The organism is Isoptericola sp. NPDC057653 (genome assembly GCF_042799955.1).
GTDB lineage: Bacteria > Actinomycetota > Actinomycetes > Actinomycetales > Cellulomonadaceae > Isoptericola.
The window spans coordinates 297,731-316,334 of record NZ_JBHVHP010000002.1; the positions used below are offsets into that span (position 1 = coordinate 297,731).

Sequence of the window (18,604 nt, forward strand, 5' to 3'; positions counted from 1 at the left end):
AAGCCGCCGCCGTGCGTGCATCTCGGGGCGGGCGTACCACGGAGGATGCCTTCGACGGAGAGCGGCACGACGACGCTGCGGACGATCACCACGGACGTGCCGGCCCGCCTGGACCGGCTGCCGTGGGCGCGGTGGCACTGGATGATCGTGATCGGGCTGGGGACGGTGTGGATCCTCGACGGGCTCGAGGTGACGATCGTCGGCAACCTGTCCGACGCGCTCAAGGGGGACACCGGCCTCGGTCTGACCAGCGCGGACATCGGTCTCGCGGGCGCGGTGTACGTCACGGGCTCGTGCCTGGGCGCGCTGGTCTTCGGCCAGCTCACCGACCGGTTCGGGCGCAAGCGGCTCTTCATCCTCACGCTGCTCGTGTACCTCGTGGGCACCGTGCTGACGGCGTTCTCGATGAACCCGCTGTACTACTTCGCGATGCGGTTCGTCACCGGCCTGGGCATCGGGGGCGAGTACGCGGCGGTGAACTCGGCCGTCGACGAGCTGATCCCCGCGACGTTCCGCGGCCGGATCGACATCGCCATCAACGGCTCGTACTGGGTGGGAGCGGCGGGTGGCGCGCTGCTCACCATCCCGCTGCTGAACCCCGAGCTGGTCCCGGCGTGGCTGGGCTGGCGGCTGTGCTTCGCGCTGGGCGCGGTGCTCGGCCTGTGCGTGCTGTTCGTGCGGCGCAACGTCCCCGAGAGCCCGCGGTGGCTGTTCATCCACGGCCGGGAGAAGGACAGCGAGCGGATCGTCGCGGACATCGAGGCGCGCGTGCGCGAGCAGGACGGCGTCGACCTCCCGGAGCCCGAGGGCACCCTGACCGTGCGCCAGCGGCACACCGTCGGCCTCGGGCGCATCGCGCGGACGGTGTTCGCCGACTACCCGCGGCGCACGGTGCTGTGCCTCGCGCTGTTCGTCGGGCAGGCGTTCCTGTACAACGCGTTCTTCTTCACCTTCGGCGACACGCTCCAGACGTTCCTGGGCGTCGGGCAGACCGGCGCCTACATCGCCCTGTTCGCCGTGAGCAACTTCCTCGGGGCGCTCATGCTCGGCCCGCTGTTCGACAAGGTCGGCCGGGTGCGGATGATCTCCGCGACGTACATCGTCTCCGGGGTGCTGCTGGCGGTCGCCGGGCTCATGCTCGGCGGGCTGACGGCCTGGACCCTGACCCTCTTCGGGATGGGGATCTTCTTCGTGGCGTCGGCGGGGGCGAGCTCGGCCTACCTCACCGCGAGCGAGGTCTTCCCGATGGAGACCAGGGCGCTGTGCATCGCGTTCTTCTACGCGGTCGGCACCGCCGTCGGCGGGATCACCGGGCCGCTGCTGTTCGGGCGGTTGATCGAGTCGGCGGGCGAGGCCCAGGACATCTCCGGGATCGCCGTCGGGTACTACATCGGCGCGGCCCTCATGGTCGCCGGCGGGGTCGTGGCGATGTTCCTGGGGGTCGGCGCCGAGCAGAAGTCCCTCGAGGACGTGGCGACGCCGCTGTCGGCGCAGGACGCGGAGCGCGACGGGGAGGGCTGAGCAGGCCGGCGCGCGCGGCCGCGCTTCGCTGACCAGCGGATTGGGAGAGCGAATACCCCCCGGGGTATCGTCGAGCCATGATCGACAGCAGCGCACCCGCCCCCTCGACCTCGCCCACCCGCGCGCGGCGCATCGTCGTCGTCGGGGGAGTGGCGGGCGGCATGAGCTGTGCCGCCCGCGCGCGACGCCTCGACGAACAGGCCGAGATCGTCGTGCTGGAGCGCGGCGCGCACGTCTCGTTCGCCAACTGCGGCCTGCCCTACCACGTGGGCGGCGAGATCCCCGACGCCGACGAGCTCCTGGTGCAGACGCCCGCGTCCCTGCGCGCGTCGCTCGACCTGGACGTGCGCACCGGGCACGACGTCACCGCCGTGGACACCGGCCGCCGCGTCGTGGTGGCGCGCACCGCCGAGGGCGACGTCGAGCTGTCCTACGACGCGCTCGTGCTCTCCCCGGGCGCGCGGGCCGTCCGCCCGCCGGTCGAGGGCCTCGGCTCGCCGCGGGTGCGGACGCTGCGCACCGTGGACGACGCGCGCGCCCTGCGCGCCCAGGTGGAGGCCGGGGCCGGCCGTGCCGTCGTGCTCGGCGCCGGGTTCATCGGCGTGGAGGCGGCCGAGGCCCTGGCGCTCGCGGGCCTGGACGTCACCCTCGTGGAGCTCGGCGCGCACGTGCTGCCGCCGCTCGAGGACGAGGTGGCCCAGCCGGTGACCGCGGAGCTGCGCCGCCTCGGCGTGACCGTCCGCGCGGGCGTCGGCGCCCGCGCCCTCCGCGCGGCCGAGGACGGCACGCACGACCTCGTCGTCCTGGACGACGGGACGTCGGTCCCCGCGGACCTGGTGGTCCTGTCGGTGGGCGTGCGCCCCGACACCGAGGTCTTCGAGGCCGCGGGGATCGAGTGCGAGCGCGGCGCGATCGTGGTCGACGCCCACGGCCGCACGTCCGCCCCGGGAGTGTGGGCGGTCGGCGACGCCGTCGTCCAGGCCGACGCCGTCACGGGTGCCCGACGCCCGGTCGCGCTGGCCGGCCCGGCCAACCGCGCCGGCCGCCTCGTGGCCGACGACATCGTGCGCCCCGGGAGCGCGCGCCCGCTGCCCGCGCCGCTCGGCACCGCCGTCGTGCGCGTCGGCGAGCTGACCGCGGCCACCACGGGCGCGAACCGTGCCGCGCTCGACGCCGCCGGGGTCGCCCACCGCACCCTGCACCTGCACCCGAACCAGCACGCCGGCTACTTCCCCGGCGCGAGCCAGCTGCACCTCGTGCTGCACGTGCGCGCCGACGACGGGCTGCTGCTCGGCGCCCAGGCCGTCGGTCACGACGGCGTCGACAAGCGGATCGACGTGCTCGCGACGGCGCTGCGCGCCGGCATGACCGTGCCCGACCTGATCGACCTCGACCTCGCCTACGCGCCGCCCTACGGCCAGGCGAAGGACGCGGTGAACCTCGCGGGGATGGTCGGCGCCAACGTGCTCGACGGCACCCTGCGGCTCTGGTACGCCCAGGACGTCGACGACGTCCTCGACACCGCGCTCGTGCTCGACGTCCGCAGCGCGGGCGAGATCGCCTCCGGCCTGCTGCCGGGCGCGCTCCACGTGCCGCACACCGAGCTGCGCGACCGCCTCGACGAGGTGCGGGAGGCCGCCGCGGGCCGCCCCGTGCGCGTCATGTGCGCCTCCGGGGTGCGCTCGGCGATCGCCCACCGCGTCCTGACCCAGGCCGGGTTCGACTCCGCGTCGCTGTCGGGCGGGACGATCACGCTGCGCGCCGTCCTCGGCGACCGGGCGGGCGACCTGCTCGTCACGCCCGAGCCCGTCCCCGCGTGACACCCACCCGACCCCGCCCGACACCACCGGCCCGACGAGAGGGACCCCGATGCTCACCACCGACAGCGACGCCCAGCGCCGCATCCTCAACCGCCTGCGCCGTGCGCGCGGTCAGCTCAACGCCGTCATCGACGCCGTCGAGGAGGGCCGCTCCTGCCGCGACGTCGTCACGCAGCTCGCGGCCGTCTCGGCGGCGCTCGACCGCGCCGGCTTCGCCGTGATCTCCACGGCGATGAAGGAGTGCCTCGCCGACCCGGACACCCCCGGCGAGGACGGCCTCACCACCGAGGAGCTGGAGAAGCTCTTCCTCACGCTCGCCTGAGCCAGAACCGACCCACGACCCACACCGTCGATCAGGAGAACCCCCCGTGTGCTACCCCGTGACCTGCAAGCAGTGCGGCAAGACGACCTGGAAGGGCTGCGGCCAGCACGTCGACGACGTGCGTCGCGCCGTCCCCGCCGGGCAGTGGTGCCCCGGGCACGACGACGAGCCGGCCTCCGGGGGCAGCTCCGGCGGCGGCTTCCTGGCGCGCCTCTTCGGGCGCTGAGCCGCGCGGTCGACGGCGGGGCGCGGGGTCCCTTGACCCCGGGACGGGGCGCCGGGAAGACTGCCGGGCAGCCGACCGCGCCGCCGGTCACCCCTGCGAGACGCGAGGAGCCTGCCCGGTGACCGACCTCCGCTGCCCCGTCGTCGAGCTTCGGCAGTACACGCTGCGCCCCGGGCGGCGCGACGAGCTCGTGGAGCTGTTCGAGCGCGAGCTCGTCGAGCCCCAGGAGGCGGCGGGCATGACCCTCCTGGGCCAGTTCCTGGACCTCGACGACCCGGACCGGTTCGTCTGGCTGCGGGGCTTCGACGACATGGACCGTCGGGCCGAGGCCCTGGCGGCCTTCTACGGCGGGCCGGTCTGGCGGGCGCACCGCGACCGCGCCAACGCCACCATGGTCGACTCCGACGACGTCCTCCTGCTGCGCCCGGTCTCGCCCGCCGGCGGGTTCCCGGCGCCGGCCCCGCGTCCCGCGCCGGGCGCGCCCGCCCGGACGCGCTCGACCGTGGTGGCGACCGTGTTCTGCGGCAGCACGCCGTTCGACGGCGCCGTGGCGGGGCGCGTGCAGCAGGCCGTGCCGCGGCTCCTCGCCGAGTCCGGCGTCGAGCCGCTGGCCCTGCTGCGCTCGGAGCACGCCGTCAACACGTTCCCCGCCCTGCCGGTGCGCACGGGCGAGGAGGTGCTCGTGTGGCTGGCGCGCCTGGACGCGGACGGGGGCGCGGACCGGCTCTCGGCCGTGGAGGAGTCCGCGCGCTGGCGCGAGGAGGTGCTGGCTCCCCTCGAGGCGCTCGGCGGTCCGCCGCCGCAGCGGTTGCGGCTGGTGCCGACCCCGAGGTCGTCCCTGCGATAGGGCTCACACCGCCTGCCGGTACGGCCGGAAGAACTCGCGGAGCTCCGCCGCGTACAGCTCCGGCTCCTCGAACGCGGCGAAGTGCCCGCCCCGCGGCGGCTCGCTGACGCGGACGAGGTTCGTGGTCCGCTCGAGCCAGGCGCGGGGCGGTCGCAGCAGGTCGCCGGGGAACAGCGCGAACCCCGACGGCACCTCGACCCGGCGGGCGAGCTGCGCCGGGTCGATCGACCCGTTGGCGTGGTACATCCGCATCGACGAGCCGATCGTGCCGGTGACCCAGTACTCCGTGACCAGCGCGAGGATCTCGTCCCGGGTGTACGACCGCTCGACGTCGCCGCCGCAGTCGCTCCACGCCCGCAGCTTCTCGACGATCCACGCGGCCAGGCCGACGGGGGAGTCCGCGAGCCCGAACGCGGCCGTCTGCGGGCGGGTGCGGTGCATCGCCCCGTACGCGCCCTCCGTCGCGCCCCACGCCGCGGCCTCGGCGAACCATGCGCGCTCCTCGGGGGTGAGCTCGGCCAGGTCCCCGGACCACACCGGGACGCCGCCGTCGGTGCGGTGCACGGCGGCCACGCGGTCGGGGAGGTCGAGGGCGAGGTAGCGGCTCACGTGGCTGCCGATGTCGCCGCCGGCCGTGGCGAACCGGTCGTACCCCAGGGCGCCCATGAGCTCGGCCCACAGCGCGGCGACGTCGATCGAGCTGAGGAGGCGGTCGAGCGGCGCGGGCGACCACCCGAAGCCGGGCATGTCGGGGACGACGACGTCGAACGCGTCCGCCGGGTCGCCGCCGTGCGCACCCGGGTCGGTCAGCAGGGGCACCACCTTGCGGTAGCGCCAGGAGGAGTCGGGCCAGCCGTGCGCCAGCAGCAGCGGCAGCGCCCCGCGGGAGCCCCCCGCCGCCCGCACGTGCACGAAGCGCACGTCCCGGCCGCCGACGCGCGCCGTGAAGCGCGGCAGGCGCGCCTGCTCCGCGAGGTCGGCCGCCCAGTCGAACTCCTCCGCCCAGTACCGCACGAGCCCGCGCAGGTAGTCCGCGTCCGTCCCGAGCGACCAGCCCGCGCCGTCGGGGGCGTCGGGCCACCGCGTCGCGCGCAGGCGGGCGCGCAGGTCGGCGAGCTGCCCGGGGTCGGCGGGAGGGGCGAACGGTTCGATCCTCGGCGCGGTCGTCACGACCGTCACGCTACGACCGCCCGCCGCCGCTCGTCGGGCGGACCGCCTGGTCGCCGCCCGATGTCGAGGACGTCGTGCCGGCTCCGTCCCTGGGGTGTCGGCGGTGACAGGCACCGCCCACGACGACAGGATGGAACCATGGCCAAGTACCTGCTGCTCAAGCACTACCGCGGGATCCCGGAGCCGGTGCCCGGCACGGACGTGCCGATGGACCGGTGGACGCCCGACGAGGTCACCGCCCACATGGAGTTCATGGGCCGGATGATCGAGGACCTCAAGGAGCGCGGCGAGTTCGTGGACGCCCAGGCGCTCTCCCCGCGCGGGGACTTCGTGCGGTACGACGGCGAGGGGCGGCCGCCGGTCACGGACGGGCCGTTCGCGGAGACCAAGGACCTCATCGCCGGGTGGATGGCGATCGACGTCGAGTCCCAGGACCGGGCGTACGAGGCCGCGGCGTACCTGTCCTCGGCCCCTGGCCCCGGGGGTCGTCCGCTGCACGAGTGGATCGAGGTGCGGCCCTTCCTCACCGACAACGCCGAGGTCACCGGATGACGCCGACCGACCGGGACGAGACGCTGAGAGACCTGGGACCCCAGGTCCTCGGCGTGCTCGTCCGGCGGGGCGCCGACTTCGCGACCGCCGAGGACGCCGTCCAGGAGGCGCTGCTGGAGGCGGTGCGCCGCTGGGACGCCCCGGACGGCGCGCCGTCGGACCCCAAGGGCTGGCTCGTCACCGTCGCCTGGCGCAAGTTCGTCGACGCGCGCCGTTCGGCGTCCGCCCGCGCCCAGCGGGAGATCCGTGTGACCCTCGAGCCGCCCGCCGGACCCACCGAGCAGGCCGACGACACGCTGCTGCTGCTCAGCCGGTGCTGCCACCCGGTGCTCACGCCCGCGTCGTCGGTCGCCCTCACGCTGCGGGCCGTGGGCGGGCTGACGACGGCGCAGATCGCCCGGGCGTTCCTCGTGCCGGAGGCCACGATGGCGCAGCGCATCTCGCGCGCGAAGAAGACGGTGACGGGCGAGCGGTTCTCCGAGCCCGGCGACGTGCGAGCCGTGCTGCGCGTGCTCTACCTGATCTTCAACGAGGGCTTCACGGGCAGCCCGGCCGAGGGCGTCGACCTCGCCGCCGAGGCGATCCGCCTGACCCGCCAGCTGGTGGCCGCCGTGCCCGACGACGCGGAGGCCGCGGGGCTGCTCGCGCTCCTGCTGCTGCACCACGCGCGCCGCGCCGCCCGCACCTCGGCCGCGGGGGAGCTGGTGCCCCTCGACCGGCAGGACCGTTCCCGGTGGGACACCGCGACGATCGCCGAGGGCGTGGCCCTCCTGCAGGGCGCGCTCGCGCGCGACCGGCTCGGGCCCTACCAGGTGCAGGCGGCGGTCGCGGCCCTGCACGACGACGCCGCGACCGCCGACGAGACGGACTGGACGCAGATCCTCGAGTGGTACGACGAGCTGGTCCGTCTCGAGCCCCGCAACCCGGTGGTGGCGCTCAACCGCGCCGTCGCCGTCGGGCACGTCGACGGGCCGCTCGCCGGCCTCCGGCTCGTGGAGGGCCTGCCGGACGACCTGCCGCGCCGCGACGCCGCCGCCGCGTACCTGCACGAGCAGGCGGGGAACCACGACGACGCCGCCCGCCTGTACGCGGCCGCCGCCGACGCCGCGACCAGCACCGCCGAGCGGGCCCACCTCACCCGGCAGGCGGCGCGGGTGCGGCAGGAGGCCGGCTGAGCCCTACGCGGCGGGCCGCAGGCCGAGGCGGTACCAGCGCGGCCTCGTCCGGTTCATCGGGAACCCGAGCCCCGCGGTGTCGGCGTCACGGACGTCGAGCAGGTCCCAGGCGTCGAACGCGCCGGTGATCTCCGCCTCGGAGACGCCCTCGGTCAGGCGCTGCCACCGCGACGGGCCGAACTGGAGCATGAGCACCGTCGCACCGGGGCGCGCCAGGGACGTCACGCCGCGCGCCTCGGCAGCTCGCCGCGCGGGGTCGAGGCCCTGGAAGCACCCGACGTCGAGGAAGAGGTCGAACGTGCCGAGCCCGGCCGACGGCAGGTCGGTGACGTCGCCGACGACGTAGGTGCCGCCCGGGTCCCGGCGCCGGGCCTCCTCGACGGCCCGCGGCACGAGGTCGATGCCGACGGCCTCCCAGCCGCGCCGCGCGAGCTCGGGGGTGTACTGCCCGCGCCCGCAGCCGAGGTCGAGCGCGCGGCCCAGGGGAGGGGTCCGGGACGACTCCTCGCGGTCGAGCACGGCGGCGACGGTCGGTGCCGCTGCCTCGGCGTAGCCCTCCCAGGGCGTCATGCCGAGGCGGTACATGCGGGCGTACTTGGTCACGCGACCAGTCCAGCACGAGTCCAGCACGGCGGCACCGCGCACGCGCCCCTGGGGGAGCGGGTCACCAGGCGAGGGTGGTGCTCATCCGCACTCGTCGCAGATGCCGGTGGCGGGCAGCGCGGTGAAGCAGGTGGGGCAGATCGCGAGCTCCGGCTCCGGCACCACGGGCTTGCGCGGGGCGGCCGGGGCCTTGCGGCGCGGCGCGGCGGCCTTGCGGGCGGGAGCCGCGGCAGCGGCCGCCGACGCGGGGGCGGAGGCCACGAAGCCGTGCTTGCGGAGGATGGTCGCGTCGTCGCACTTGGCGTCGACGAGGTCCTCGGCGCGGGCGGGGACGCCGGTCGCGTACTTGTGCGCGACGCCGAGCACGGCCTTGGAGTCGTAGGTGCGCTCGTCGTGCACGAAGGTGTGGCTCGGCGTGGGCGTGAACCCGTAGACGCCGACGAAGGCGTCGCGGCCGCGGTCGTCGTACTCCTCGATCGCCCGGAGGATGTGCTGGCGCGTCACGCTCGAGAAGGTAGCCACGGCATCAGGTTAGTCGCGTCCCGGGGCCGATCGGACCGTCCGGGGGCGACTGTGGCGAGCACCGCACCGCCGACGGGTCGTCGGTGTCAGTACCCCGCCGCGGTGTCGACGACGCCCACCAGCTCCCGGCCGGAGACGAAGCGTCGCAGGTTCTCCTCGACGCGCCCGCGCAGGAGCGGCGCGATCATCTCGGCCGTGTCGGCCGTGTGGGGGGTGATCAGCACCCGCGGGGCGTCCCACAGCGGGTGGCCGTCGGGCAGCGGTTCCGGGTCGGTCACGTCGAGGGCGGCGGCGCCCAGGTGGCCGGACGCCAGCGCGTCCAGGAGGGCGTCGGTGTCGACCAGCCCGCCGCGCGCGATGTTGACGAGGACGGCGCCGGGCTTCATCGCGGCCAGCTCGGCGGCGCCGAGGATCGCGCGGGTCTCGGCGGTGAGCGCCGCGGCGACCATGACGACGTCCGCCTCGGCGAGCTCGGCGAGCAGGTGGTCGGAGGTCACCGTGCGCGCGGCGCCCGGGACCGGCTCGGGGCGGCGGCGGACCACGACGTCGTGGGTCCCGAACGGGGTGAGCAGGTCGAGGTAGGTCCGCGCGATGCCCCCGGCCCCGAGGACGAGCACGCGGGCTCCGAAGAGGGTGGCGCCGGCGGGCCGGCCCCACGAGCGGGCGCGCGCCCGCTCGGGCAGGTGTCGCAGCGACGCGAGGGTGAGGGCGAGCGCGTGCTCGGCCACGGGGCGCGCGAACGCCCCCTTGGCGGACGTCCAGGTGACCGTCTCGCGGAGCAGCCCGGCCGACGCGAAGCCGTCGACGCCCGACGACGGCAGCTGGCCCCAGCGGACCCCCGGCGCCGAGGCCAGGGCCCCGCCGAGCCCCGAGTCCTGGAGGCCCGCGGCGTCGTACCCGCCGAACCAGAGCAGGCCTTCCGTCTCGGCCCCGAGCGGGACCAGCCGCGCGCCCGCCGCCTCGACGGCGTCGGGGACCCACGCGGGAGCCTGCGGTGCTGCGGTGATGCCGGGTGCGTCCATCCCGCGATTCAAGCACCCGCGACCCACGCCCGGGACGGCCGTCCACCGTCCCTCTGTCTAGAATCGATTCGTGCGCCGGAAAGCCCTTGCCAGCTCGTCCGACCAACCCCTCCTCGACGGCCAGCGGCCGGTGCGGTCGCTGCTGCGCCTGCTCGGCACGCAGCCGCGCCGGATGGCCGTCGCCCTGGCGGCCTTCGCGGTCAAGGAGACGCCGCTGTGGTTCCTGCCGGTGATCACCGGCGCCATCATCGACATCGTCGCGGGCGACGGGTCCGTGCGGTCCGTGCTGCTGTGGTTCGCGCTCGCGGTGGTGCTCCTCGCGCAGAACTACCCGAACCACATCGTCTACACCCGCAACTTCATGACCGTCGTGCGCGGCACGGGCGCCGCGCTGCGCAACGCCCTCGTGGAGCGGCTGCAGGCGCTGTCGATCGGCTACTACTCCCGGGCCAGCTCCGCGGTCGTGCAGAGCAAGGTGGTCCGGGACGTCGAGAACGTCGAGCTCATGCTGCAGCAGGTCACCCACCCGCTGCTCTCGGCGACGATGGTGATGATCGGCGCGGTCACGATGACCGCGATCAAGGTGCCCGAGTTCCTGCCCGTGTACGCCCTCGCCATCCCGACGGCGCTGGTCATCCGCCGCACGATGTCGCGGCGGTCGCAGGTCCGCAACGAGGAGTTCCGCCGCGAGATCGAGGGCTTCTCCGCCCAGGTGGGCGAGATGGCGTCCCTCATCCCGGTGACGCGCGCGCACGGCCTGGAGCGCACCGCCGTGTCCCGCGTGGCCGACGGCGCCGACGAGGTGCGCCGCGCGGCGCTGCGCCTCGACCTGCTCAACGGGCGGGTGGCGTCCGTGTCGTGGGTCGCGATGCAGCTGCTCGGCGTCGGCTGCCTGGTGCTCGCGGCGGTCGTGGCGCTCACGGGCTTCATCGCCGTGACGCCCGGCGAGGTGGTGCTGCTGTCCACGTACTTCGGCCTCCTCACGCAGGGGCTGACGCAGGTGCTCAACCTCGTGCCGGTCACCGCGCGGGGCGTGGAGTCGGTGCGCTCGATCGCGGAGGTCCTCGCGGAGCCCGACCTCGAGCAGAACGAGGGGCGCCGGCACGTGGACGCGGTGCGCGGGCGCCTGCGACTCGAGCACGTCTCGCACCGCTACGCCGACGCGTCCGACGACGCCCTGCACGACGTCGACCTCGAGGTCCGCGAGGGCGAGACCGTGGCGTTCGTCGGGCCGTCGGGGTCGGGCAAGTCGACGCTGCTCAACCTCGTCCTCGGCTTCGTGCGCCCCACCTCGGGGCGGCTGCTGCTCGACGGCGCGGACATGGCGGGCCTCGACCTGCGCACGGTGCGGCGCTCGGTCTCGGTGGTGCCGCAGGAGTCGGTGCTCTTCGAGGGCACGATCCGCGAGAACGTCGCCTACGGGCTGGACGAGGAGGCCGCGACCGACGAGCGGGTCCGCGCCGCCCTGCGCGACGCCAACGCGCTCGAGTTCGTCGACGCGCTCCCCGACGGCTGGGGCACCGTCGTCGGGCAGCGGGGCGCGCGGCTCTCCGGCGGCCAGCGGCAGCGCCTCGCGATCGCGCGGGCCCTGGTGCGCGACCCCCGCATCCTGTTCCTCGACGAGGCGACCAGCGCGCTCGACCCGGAGGCCGAGGCCACGGTGCGCGACGCCCTCGACCGCCTGATGCGGGACCGCACGACGCTCGTGGTCGCGCACCGGCTGTCCACCGTGCGCGCGGCCGACCGCATCGTCGTGCTGGAGCGCGGCCGGGTCGTGGAGGTCGGCAGCCACGACGAGCTGATGCGCCGCGGCGCCCGGTACGCCGCCCTGCACGCCGCGCAGGCGGGGGCGGCGTGAGGCTCGGGGCGGCGTCGCGCGGGCCGGGCGCCGGCGGAGGCGCGGAGGGCTCAGGCGGCCGCGCGCAGGGTGGGGAGCGCGGCGGCGACGTCGTCGAGCTCGCGCAGCGCGCTCTCGCCGGAGGACAGCACCACCACGAACTCCGAGACCCCCGCCGCGGCGTACCGCCCGACCAGGCCGGGGAGGTCCCCGAGGCCGTGCTCGCGCAGCCGCAGCTGCACGGTGCGGCGGATCTGCGCGGGGTCGCGACCGACATCGGCGCAGTGCCGCTCGAGCACCTCGCCGAGCTCCGCCACCTGCTCCGGCGTGCTGGACGTGTCGTTCCACGCGTCGGCGTACCGCGCCACGAGCCGCAGCGTGCGCCGCGGCCCGGAGCCGCCCACCCAGATGGGCGGGTGCGGGCGCTGCACGGGCTTGGGCTCCGCGACCGCGTCCGCGAGCCGGTAGTGCGCGCCGTCGAACGTGGTGCGCGGCCGCGTCCAGAGCGACGTGAGGATCTGCAGCGACTCCTCGAGCCGGTCCATCCGCTCGCGCACGGTGCCGAGATCCAGCCCGTACATGGTGTGCTCGTGCTCGTTCCAGCCGGCGCCGACGCCCAGCTCCAGGCGCCCGCCGGAGAGGTGGTCGACCGTGGTGGCGAGCTTGGCCAGCATCACCGGGTGCCGGTAGGAGTTGCCGGACACCATGCAGCCGATCCGCACGCGCGAGGTGGCCACGGCCATCGCCGCCTGCATGGCCCACGCGTCGAAGATGGGGCGGTCGTCGTCCGCGCCGAGCGAGGCCAGGTGGTCCATCACCCACACGTGGTCGAAGGCCGCCTCGTCGGCGGTGCGCCAGACCTGCCGGAAGGTGGCCACCGGCGCGTCCTGCGTGAGCTTGATCCCGAAGCGGAGCGGCTGTCCCGACGTCATGGGCCCATCCTGGCGCGGGGGCGCGCATGGTGACCATCCACGACGTCGCCCGGCACGTGGGCGTGTCCGCGGCGACCGTCTCCAACTACCTCAACCGGCCCGAGAAGGTGGCGCCCGCGACGACGGCCCGCATCCGCGCCGCGGTCGAGCAGCTCGGGTTCGTGCCGAGCCTGTCCGCCCGCCAGCTGCGCTGGCAGCGGTCCGGCATCGTCGGGGTGTCCGTGATCAACGCGTCCAACCCGTTCTTCGCCGACGTCGTCACCGCGGTGGAGCGGGTGGTGGCGCGGGCCGGCCTGACGCTCGTCACGGGCAGCACCCACGAGTCCCCGGACCAGCAGGAGCGGCTCGTGGCGCTGTTCGAGCAGCTGCGGTTCGACGGGACGGTCGTGGCGCCGTCCGACGCGCAGATGGCGGCGCTGGTCGCGCGCAAGGAGCGCGGCCACCCGGTGGTGGTCGTGGACCAGCAGGACCCGGCGCGGCGGCTGTCGACCGTGTCGCTGCGGCACCGCGAGGGCGGGCGGCTCGCGGCCCAGCACCTGGTCGACGGCGGCCGGCGCCGGCTGCTCGTCGCGACCGGCACCGCCCGCGTCCAGCAGACGCGCCGCCGGCTGCAGGGGGTCCGGGACGTGGTCGGGGCGACGCCCGGTGCCACGCTGCGCGTCGACCACGCGGACGACCTCGGGCTCGAGGAGGGCGCCGCGGTGGGTCGCCGCATCGCCGCCGCGGCCCCGGGCGCGCGGCCCGACGCCGTGCTCGCCGGCAACGACACGCACGCGCTGGGCCTCGTGCGCGCGCTGCTCGACGGCGGCGTCCGGGTGCCCGAGGACGTGGCCGTCGTCGGGTACGACGACATCCCGTTCGCCACGACCGGCGCCGTGCCGCTGACCACCGTGCGCCAGCCGGCCCGCGCGATCGGCACCGCCGCCGCGGAGATCCTGCTGCGCGAGATCGACCACGCCGCCGCGCCGCGCGAGGAGGTCCTCCTCGACCCGGAGCTCGTGGTGCGCCAGAGCGCCTGAGCGGCCGGGCGGGTGGGCTCGCGTCAGCCGACGGCCGGGTCGCCCTCGAGCAGCGTCATGTACGGCGCGATCGCCGGGAAGACCCACAGGAACAGGACGGCCACCGCGGCGGCCACGAGCACCAGCGACTGCAGCACCCGCCAGAACACGTTGCCCGGCAGGTGACGGAAGATCCACGCGTACATGTCGTCTCCTGCCTCAGCGGACCTGGTCGGGGGTGCCGTCGGCGCGGTCCATCCAGCCGACGAAGGTCGCGTAGGTGATCCAGCGGTGGTCGTTGCCGTACTCGCCGAGCGTGAGCGAGTGGCAGGTGGTGAGCGTCAGCAGGCGCTCGGTCGGCTTCTGGTCCGGGTGGTGGGGCACCGGTGCCACGACGTCCACCTGGTCGGGGGTGACGATCTCGTGGTCGGTGACCTCGTACACGTACCAGGTCTTCGCCGTCTCGACGATGACCTGGTCGCCCTTCTTCAGCTCGTCGACGTGGCGGAACGAGTTGCCGTGCGTGCGCCGGTGCCCGGCGAGGGCGAAGTTGCCGATGTCGCCCACCTGCTGCGACGCCTCGTAGTGGCCCGCCATCGCCTTGTCCAGCACGTCCATGCCCGTGCCCTCGGCGATCGGCATCGCGTTGTTGGTCAGGCCGTACCAGCGCGGCACGATGAGGGTCCCGATCGTCTCGCCGTACCCGACGGGGTCCGGCACGGGCGGGTCGTCGGTGCGCAGCTCGGCCACCGCCGGGTTGGCCGGCGGCAGGGTGGCGCGGAACTCCTGCACCACCTCCTGCGCCTGCGCGTTCGCCTCGACGGACGTCCACCACAGCTGCCAGACGACGAAGAGCCCGAGGATCACGCCGAGCGTGATGAGCAGCTCGCCGACGCCGCCGACCACGGCGCTGCCGGCGGAGCGGCGGCGGGGAGGTCGGGCGTGGGTGGGACTCGTCACGTGCGCGATCGTACGTGGTCGCGGGGCCTGTCGCGGCGCGGCGGTGACCTGCGGACGGCGGGCGGCCGGGCTCGCCGGGGCGGGGCGCCGGCCCGGCCCGGGGGGGCCTGTCGCGCGTGGTCGGCGCATGGGAGCCTGGACCGGTGACCAGCGACGACGAGACCGCGACGGGACGGCGCGCGGCACGGCTGCGGCGCCGGTGGGACCGCGAGGCGGCGGGCTACGACCGGGCCTTCGCGGCCGCTGAGCGGCGGATGTTCCCCGACGTGCGCGGGCGGCTGTGCGCGCGGGCCCAGGGCCGCACCCTCGAGGTGGCGGCGGGCACGGGGCTCAACCTGGCGCACTACCCCCGGGCCGTGACCGCGGGCGCGTACACGGGGGTCGAGTGGAGCCCCGCGATGCTGGAGCTGGCCCGCCGCCGTGCGGCGGGGCTGGGCCTGGACGACGTCGACCTGCGGCTCGGCGACGCGCAGGCCCTCGACCTGCCCGACGCCGCGTTCGACACCGTCGTGTGCACGTTCTCGCTGTGCGCCATCGGCTCCGACCGGGCGGCCCTCGCGGAGATGACGCGCGTGCTGCGGCCCGGTGGCCTGCTGCTGCTCGCGGACCACGTCGCCTCGAGCGTCTGGCCGCTGCGCGCGCTGCAGGCGGCCGCCGACCTGGTGAGCGTGCCGCTGGCCGGCGAGCACTTCGGCCGCCGCCCCGCGCGGTGGGTCCAGGAGCAGGGGCTCGTCGTGGAGGAGCACGAGCGGACCCGGGCGGGGGTCATCGAGGTCGTGGCCGCGCGCCTCCCGGCGGGGTGGTCGGGACCGGTCAGCCGCTGACGACGAACGCGCCGTCGCCGCGCGGCGGCACGTCCTCGACCTCGACGCGGGTGACGACGGCCGCGGTCGGGCCCTCGCGCAGGAAGGCGAGCATCGCCGCCACGGCGTCGGGGGCGCCCTCGACCTCGGCCTCGACGGTGCCGTCGGGCAGGTTGCGCACGAGGCCGACCACGCCCGCGTCGGCCGCGGCCCGGCGCGTCGCCCAGCGGAACCCGACGCCCTGGACGCGGCCGTGCACCCGCACGCGCCGCCGCACCGTGGTGGTCATCCGGCCCTCCGTCCGTCAGTCGAACATGTCCCCGATGTCCCCGATGTCGTCGAGGATCCCGCCCAGCACCATCCCGCCCAGCACGGCGCCGAAGACGTCCGAGCCGCTGCGGCCCGCCGGGCGGCGGCCGCCCTCCCAGCCGCCGTACCCCCGGTCGCCGCCGTTGTAGCCGCCGTCCCACCGCTGGCCGCTGCCGGCGCGCGCGATGTCGCGGTGCGCCAGCGTGGCGGCCTCCGCCGCGAGGGCCGCGCCGCGGCGGGCCGCGGCGAACGCCCGCTCCGGGTCCGCCGCCGTCCGCGCCTGCGCCACCTCGCGCTCCGCCTCCGCGAGCCGCGTCCGCGCGTCCGGCCCCACGGGGGCGCGGTAGTCGTCCACGACGGAGCGCGCGGCCGTGAGCTGCCGCTCGGCGTCGTCGAGCGCGGGCCCGAGGCGCGCCGCGGCCTTCCGGCTGCGCTCGTCGCGCTCCGCCCGCTCGGCCACGGCGTCGTCGAGCGCGGTGTTGGCCTCCCGCACGCGCGTGAGGGCGTCGAGGGGGTCGCCCGGCTCGCCCGGCGCGGGCAGCGACGCGAGCGCGGCCTCGAGGGCGTCGACGGCGCCGTCGATCCGGCCCGCGCGCACGGCGGCCGGCAGGGCGCGGGCCTGGGCGAGCTCGGCGCGCGACTCGGCGACGATCGCGCCGAGCGCGGCCTCGGCGCGCAGGGCCTCCGCCTCGTAGTCGTCGACGGCGCGCAGCAGCCCCTCGGCGCGGCGCACGGCCTCCTCCGCCGCGCGGGCGGCGGCGCCGGCCTCCGCCACCTGCTGCGTCGTCAGACGCTTGCGGGCGGCGGCGGTGCTGCGCCCGGCGAACTCGAGGAGGCGCTCCGCCTGGTCGGGGTTGTCCGCGACGGGCAGCAGGGCGCGCTCGGCGTACTGGCCGCGCAGCCGCTCGAGGTCCGCACGCGCGGCCGGCACGGCCTCGCGCACCCGGGCGAGCTCGCCGTCCACCCGGGCGACGACGTCCGGGGTCGCGCGGACGGTCTGCCGCAACCCGGCGAGGCCGCGGTCGATGTCGTCCAGGGAGCCGCCGGCGGACCGGCACAGGTCGACGATCCGCGCCGACCACTCGCGCCGCTCGGCGTCCGTGTCCGGCACCTCGTCGTGCAGCCGCTGGTTGAGGTGGAACGCCTCGGCCAGGCGCTCGCGCGCGCGTCGCAGCGTGGGCGCGAGCTCGCGGGTCTCCCGCTCGCCGAGCTCGGCCACCGCGAAGGCCAGCTCGTCCTCCGCGAGGCGGGCCCGCTCGTCCGTGCGCACCAGCGCGGAGCCGGCCTCGACGCCGAGCCGCTGCAGCTCCGCCTCGAGCTCGGCCGCGCGCGCCCGGGCGGCGTTCCTGCGCCGCGCCGCCCAGACGGCCACCGCCGTGACCAGCACGACCACCACAACCAGGCCCGTCACGATCCCGACGATCTGCCCCGCATCCATGGTCGGCATCGTAGGCGGCGCGCGGCAGGTGCGGGGACGCCCGGCCGCGGCGCCTCCCCGAGACCGGTCAGGGCCAGGGCCACGCACGCGTGGTCCTGGCCCTGACCGGTCGTGGGCGGGTGTCGTGCCTCAGTCGCGGCGCCGCGCGACGCGGAGCGCCACGAGGACGGCCGCGCCCGCGAGCACGACGACGCCCCCCGCGATGCCCAGCACGACGACCAGCTCGGAGGAGCCGCCGGCGTCCGTGGTGCCGGTGCCGCTCGCGGGCCGGGCCTCGTCGGCGCCGGCGGCGGGGGAGCCGCACGGCGTGGCGGCGGCGCCCGGGGTGGCCGCGGTGGTCCCGGCGGGCGGGTCGTAGGTGAACGCGAACTGCCCGCTGGTCGGGTGCCCGTCGGCGGACACGATGCGCCAGTCCACGGTGTACTCGCCCGCCGGGCCGAGCGTCACCGGCACGGACGCCGTGCGGTCCTGGGTGGTGGGGCACCCGGTCGCGTGCTCGGTGCCGTCCGCGTCGGTCACGGAGATCACGGTGCTCGACCCGTCCGCGGCGAGGTTGAGGACCGCCTCGTCGAAGGTCACCTCGACGGACTCGGGCGCCTCGGTCACGGTCGAGCCCGTGGCCGGCGTCGTCCCGACGACGACGTTGTGCGCGCTCGCCGGCCCGGCCAGCCCGACCGCGCCCGCGAGGGCGAGCCCGACGGCGCCCGCGCCGGCCAGGAGCGCGCGGCGGGCCGTGCCGCGCCGGCGGCGGGTCACTGCTGCCCCGTCCGGGCGCGCGTGCGGGCGAGGGCGGCGACGCCCGTCACCGCGCCCACGAGGCCCAGCCCGAGGCCGGCCGCGCCGAGCGCGAGGGGCAGGGTGTCGCCGGAGCCGCCGTCGGCGCCCGCCCCGTCCGACGCCTGCGCCGCCGTGTCGGACGCGGCGCCGTGCGCGTCGCCCCCGGTCGCGGGGACGACCTGCAGCACGGGGGCGGGGTGCTCGGGCTCGTCGTCGCCCGTCGCGGGCTGGTCCCACTCGACGACCTCGCCGTCGGAGTACGTCTGCGTGGTCGGCAGCGTGATCGTGTCGACGCCGTCGGGCACGGCGCCGGCCGAGACCGAGAAGCGGAGGAACTCTCCGGGCGCGATGCCGGCGTCCGGGTCGTCGGCGGTCCACTCGACGCTCGCGGGCGCCTCGGTGAGGGTGGTGCCCTGGACGTCGACGGGCTCGGGCAGCGCGGCCCGGGTCACCTTCGCGCTCCACCCGGGGACGGGCTCGACGGACACGCTGGTGAACGGGGTGTCGGTCGGCAGGGCGACCGTCACGGCGGTCGTCGAGGCCTCGGGGGACTCGTTGGGGACCTTGAAGGTCAGGGTGGCGTAGGCGCCGGACTCGGCCGAGTCCGGCGTCACCGTCACGTGCGCGGACGCGGCGGCGGCGCCGAGCACGAGGGCCGGGACGGCGAGGGCGGCCGCGCCGGCGAGCCGGCGGGTGCGCACGGCGACGGCGGCGCGGCGGGGGCTGGTGCGGGCAAGGGTGGTCGAGGACATGGCTGTCTGCTCCGGTGG

At 76.2% G+C, this 18,604-nt stretch carries 21 protein-coding genes; 10 read left to right on the plus strand and 11 right to left on the minus strand.

Going from position 1 to position 18,604, the window contains the following annotated elements; all coding sequences use genetic code 11:
- Positions 1-45 precede the first annotated feature (45 nt).
- The 5 genes from ACFU9A_RS12555 (at position 46) to ACFU9A_RS12575 (ending at position 4,736) form a co-directional block, all read left to right on the plus strand.
- Positions 46-1,521 (plus strand): MFS transporter, encoded by a 1,476-nt coding sequence (locus tag ACFU9A_RS12555; RefSeq protein WP_430575617.1) that lies wholly within the window; start codon positions 46-48, stop codon positions 1,519-1,521.
- 77 nt (positions 1,522-1,598) lie between these two features.
- Positions 1,599-3,341 (plus strand): FAD-dependent oxidoreductase, encoded by a 1,743-nt coding sequence (locus ACFU9A_RS12560; protein WP_430575618.1) that lies wholly within the window; start codon positions 1,599-1,601, stop codon positions 3,339-3,341.
- Between the two features lie 49 nt (positions 3,342-3,390).
- Positions 3,391-3,663 (plus strand): metal-sensitive transcriptional regulator, encoded by a 273-nt coding sequence (locus tag ACFU9A_RS12565; RefSeq protein ID WP_430575619.1) that lies wholly within the window; start codon positions 3,391-3,393, stop codon positions 3,661-3,663.
- 46 nt (positions 3,664-3,709) lie between these two features.
- The gene (locus ACFU9A_RS12570) at positions 3,710-3,889 is read left to right on the plus strand and encodes a hypothetical protein (RefSeq protein WP_430575620.1); all 180 of its coding nucleotides are present in this window, start codon (positions 3,710-3,712) and stop codon (positions 3,887-3,889) included.
- A 118-nt stretch (positions 3,890-4,007) separates the two neighbouring features.
- Complete coding sequence (locus tag ACFU9A_RS12575; RefSeq protein ID WP_430575621.1) at positions 4,008-4,736, plus strand: NIPSNAP family protein; 729 nt, start codon at positions 4,008-4,010, stop codon at positions 4,734-4,736.
- A gap of 3 nt (positions 4,737-4,739) precedes the next feature.
- Here the strand turns inward: ACFU9A_RS12575 and ACFU9A_RS12580 are convergent, their stop codons facing one another.
- Positions 4,740-5,906, minus strand: coding sequence for an epoxide hydrolase family protein (locus ACFU9A_RS12580; RefSeq protein ID WP_430575622.1), 1,167 nt, complete (start codon positions 5,904-5,906; stop codon positions 4,740-4,742).
- Between the two features lie 138 nt (positions 5,907-6,044).
- Here ACFU9A_RS12580 and ACFU9A_RS12585 point away from each other — a divergent pair, with 138 nt between their 5' ends.
- Positions 6,045-6,458, plus strand: a complete 414-nt coding sequence (locus ACFU9A_RS12585; RefSeq protein WP_430575623.1) for a YciI family protein — start codon at positions 6,045-6,047, stop codon at positions 6,456-6,458.
- Complete coding sequence (locus tag ACFU9A_RS12590; protein ID WP_430575624.1) at positions 6,455-7,633, plus strand: RNA polymerase sigma factor; 1,179 nt, start codon at positions 6,455-6,457, stop codon at positions 7,631-7,633. The genes ACFU9A_RS12585 and ACFU9A_RS12590 overlap by 4 nt, the downstream gene beginning before the upstream one ends.
- Positions 7,634-7,636: 3 nt before the next feature.
- Here the strand turns inward: ACFU9A_RS12590 and ACFU9A_RS12595 are convergent, their stop codons facing one another.
- The 3 genes from ACFU9A_RS12595 to ACFU9A_RS12605 form a co-directional block, all read right to left on the minus strand.
- On the minus strand, positions 7,637-8,236 hold the full coding sequence (locus ACFU9A_RS12595; RefSeq protein WP_430575625.1) for a class I SAM-dependent methyltransferase: 600 nt from the start codon (positions 8,234-8,236) through the stop codon (positions 7,637-7,639).
- An 81-nt stretch (positions 8,237-8,317) separates the two neighbouring features.
- Positions 8,318-8,758: a hypothetical protein gene (locus tag ACFU9A_RS12600; protein WP_430575626.1), complete on the minus strand. Its 441-nt coding sequence runs from the start codon at positions 8,756-8,758 to the stop codon at positions 8,318-8,320.
- An 86-nt stretch (positions 8,759-8,844) separates the two neighbouring features.
- On the minus strand, positions 8,845-9,780 hold the full coding sequence (locus ACFU9A_RS12605) for a D-isomer specific 2-hydroxyacid dehydrogenase family protein (protein WP_430575627.1): 936 nt from the start codon (positions 9,778-9,780) through the stop codon (positions 8,845-8,847).
- 70 nt (positions 9,781-9,850) lie between these two features.
- Between ACFU9A_RS12605 and ACFU9A_RS12610 the strand changes: the two genes are divergently transcribed.
- A complete protein-coding gene (locus tag ACFU9A_RS12610; RefSeq protein ID WP_430575628.1) occupies positions 9,851-11,638 on the plus strand; it encodes an ABC transporter ATP-binding protein in 1,788 nt (595 codons plus the stop codon).
- 50 nt (positions 11,639-11,688) lie between these two features.
- Here the strand turns inward: ACFU9A_RS12610 and ACFU9A_RS12615 are convergent, their stop codons facing one another.
- Positions 11,689-12,549: an LLM class F420-dependent oxidoreductase gene (locus tag ACFU9A_RS12615; protein WP_430575629.1), complete on the minus strand. Its 861-nt coding sequence runs from the start codon at positions 12,547-12,549 to the stop codon at positions 11,689-11,691.
- 26 nt (positions 12,550-12,575) lie between these two features.
- On the opposite strand from ACFU9A_RS12615, the gene ACFU9A_RS12620 reads away from it, so the two are divergent.
- Positions 12,576-13,568: a LacI family DNA-binding transcriptional regulator gene (locus ACFU9A_RS12620; RefSeq protein ID WP_430575630.1), complete on the plus strand. Its 993-nt coding sequence runs from the start codon at positions 12,576-12,578 to the stop codon at positions 13,566-13,568.
- Between the two features lie 23 nt (positions 13,569-13,591).
- On the opposite strand, the gene ACFU9A_RS12625 is transcribed toward ACFU9A_RS12620, so the two are convergent.
- A complete protein-coding gene (locus ACFU9A_RS12625) occupies positions 13,592-13,753 on the minus strand; it encodes a hypothetical protein (RefSeq protein ID WP_430575631.1) in 162 nt (53 codons plus the stop codon).
- A gap of 13 nt (positions 13,754-13,766) precedes the next feature.
- Positions 13,767-14,507 carry a class E sortase gene (locus ACFU9A_RS12630; protein WP_430575632.1) on the minus strand — a complete coding sequence of 247 codons (741 nt, stop codon included), beginning with the start codon at positions 14,505-14,507 and terminating at the stop codon, positions 13,767-13,769.
- Between the two features lie 143 nt (positions 14,508-14,650).
- On the opposite strand from ACFU9A_RS12630, the gene ACFU9A_RS12635 reads away from it, so the two are divergent.
- Positions 14,651-15,331: a class I SAM-dependent methyltransferase gene (locus ACFU9A_RS12635; protein WP_430575633.1), complete on the plus strand. Its 681-nt coding sequence runs from the start codon at positions 14,651-14,653 to the stop codon at positions 15,329-15,331.
- On the opposite strand, the gene ACFU9A_RS12640 is transcribed toward ACFU9A_RS12635, so the two are convergent.
- From ACFU9A_RS12640 to ACFU9A_RS12655, 4 genes are all read right to left on the minus strand, one after another.
- Positions 15,321-15,599 carry an acylphosphatase gene (locus tag ACFU9A_RS12640; protein WP_430575634.1) on the minus strand — a complete coding sequence of 93 codons (279 nt, stop codon included), beginning with the start codon at positions 15,597-15,599 and terminating at the stop codon, positions 15,321-15,323. The two genes, ACFU9A_RS12635 and ACFU9A_RS12640, sit on opposite strands and share 11 nt — an antisense overlap.
- A gap of 15 nt (positions 15,600-15,614) precedes the next feature.
- Complete coding sequence (locus tag ACFU9A_RS12645) at positions 15,615-17,057, minus strand: hypothetical protein (RefSeq protein WP_430575635.1); 1,443 nt, start codon at positions 17,055-17,057, stop codon at positions 15,615-15,617.
- Positions 17,058-17,186: 129 nt separating this feature from the next.
- Positions 17,187-17,813 carry a copper resistance protein CopC gene (locus ACFU9A_RS12650; protein ID WP_430575636.1) on the minus strand — a complete coding sequence of 209 codons (627 nt, stop codon included), beginning with the start codon at positions 17,811-17,813 and terminating at the stop codon, positions 17,187-17,189.
- Positions 17,810-18,586, minus strand: a complete 777-nt coding sequence (locus ACFU9A_RS12655) for a YcnI family protein (protein WP_430575637.1) — start codon at positions 18,584-18,586, stop codon at positions 17,810-17,812. The genes ACFU9A_RS12650 and ACFU9A_RS12655 overlap by 4 nt, the downstream gene beginning before the upstream one ends.
- Positions 18,587-18,604 lie beyond the last annotated feature (18 nt).

Excerpts from the sequence above, each read along its gene's own strand:
- ACFU9A_RS12555 (WP_430575617.1), top strand. The coding sequence starts at position 46 with ATGCCTTCGACGGAGAGCGGCACGACGACGCTGCGGACGATCACCACG.
- ACFU9A_RS12560 (WP_430575618.1), top strand. The coding sequence starts at position 1,599 with ATGATCGACAGCAGCGCACCCGCCCCCTCGACCTCGCCCACCCGCGCG.
- ACFU9A_RS12565 (WP_430575619.1), top strand. The coding sequence starts at position 3,391 with ATGCTCACCACCGACAGCGACGCCCAGCGCCGCATCCTCAACCGCCTG.
- ACFU9A_RS12585 (WP_430575623.1), top strand. The coding sequence starts at position 6,045 with ATGGCCAAGTACCTGCTGCTCAAGCACTACCGCGGGATCCCGGAGCCG.
- ACFU9A_RS12590 (WP_430575624.1), top strand. The coding sequence starts at position 6,455 with ATGACGCCGACCGACCGGGACGAGACGCTGAGAGACCTGGGACCCCAG.
- ACFU9A_RS12605 (WP_430575627.1), bottom strand. The coding sequence starts at position 9,780 with ATGGACGCACCCGGCATCACCGCAGCACCGCAGGCTCCCGCGTGGGTC.
- ACFU9A_RS12615 (WP_430575629.1), bottom strand. The coding sequence starts at position 12,549 with ATGACGTCGGGACAGCCGCTCCGCTTCGGGATCAAGCTCACGCAGGAC.
- ACFU9A_RS12620 (WP_430575630.1), top strand. The coding sequence starts at position 12,576 with ATGGTGACCATCCACGACGTCGCCCGGCACGTGGGCGTGTCCGCGGCG.
- ACFU9A_RS12625 (WP_430575631.1), bottom strand. The coding sequence starts at position 13,753 with ATGTACGCGTGGATCTTCCGTCACCTGCCGGGCAACGTGTTCTGGCGG.
- ACFU9A_RS12640 (WP_430575634.1), bottom strand. The coding sequence starts at position 15,599 with ATGACCACCACGGTGCGGCGGCGCGTGCGGGTGCACGGCCGCGTCCAG.
- ACFU9A_RS12645 (WP_430575635.1), bottom strand. The coding sequence starts at position 17,057 with ATGGATGCGGGGCAGATCGTCGGGATCGTGACGGGCCTGGTTGTGGTG.
- ACFU9A_RS12655 (WP_430575637.1), bottom strand. The coding sequence starts at position 18,586 with ATGTCCTCGACCACCCTTGCCCGCACCAGCCCCCGCCGCGCCGCCGTC.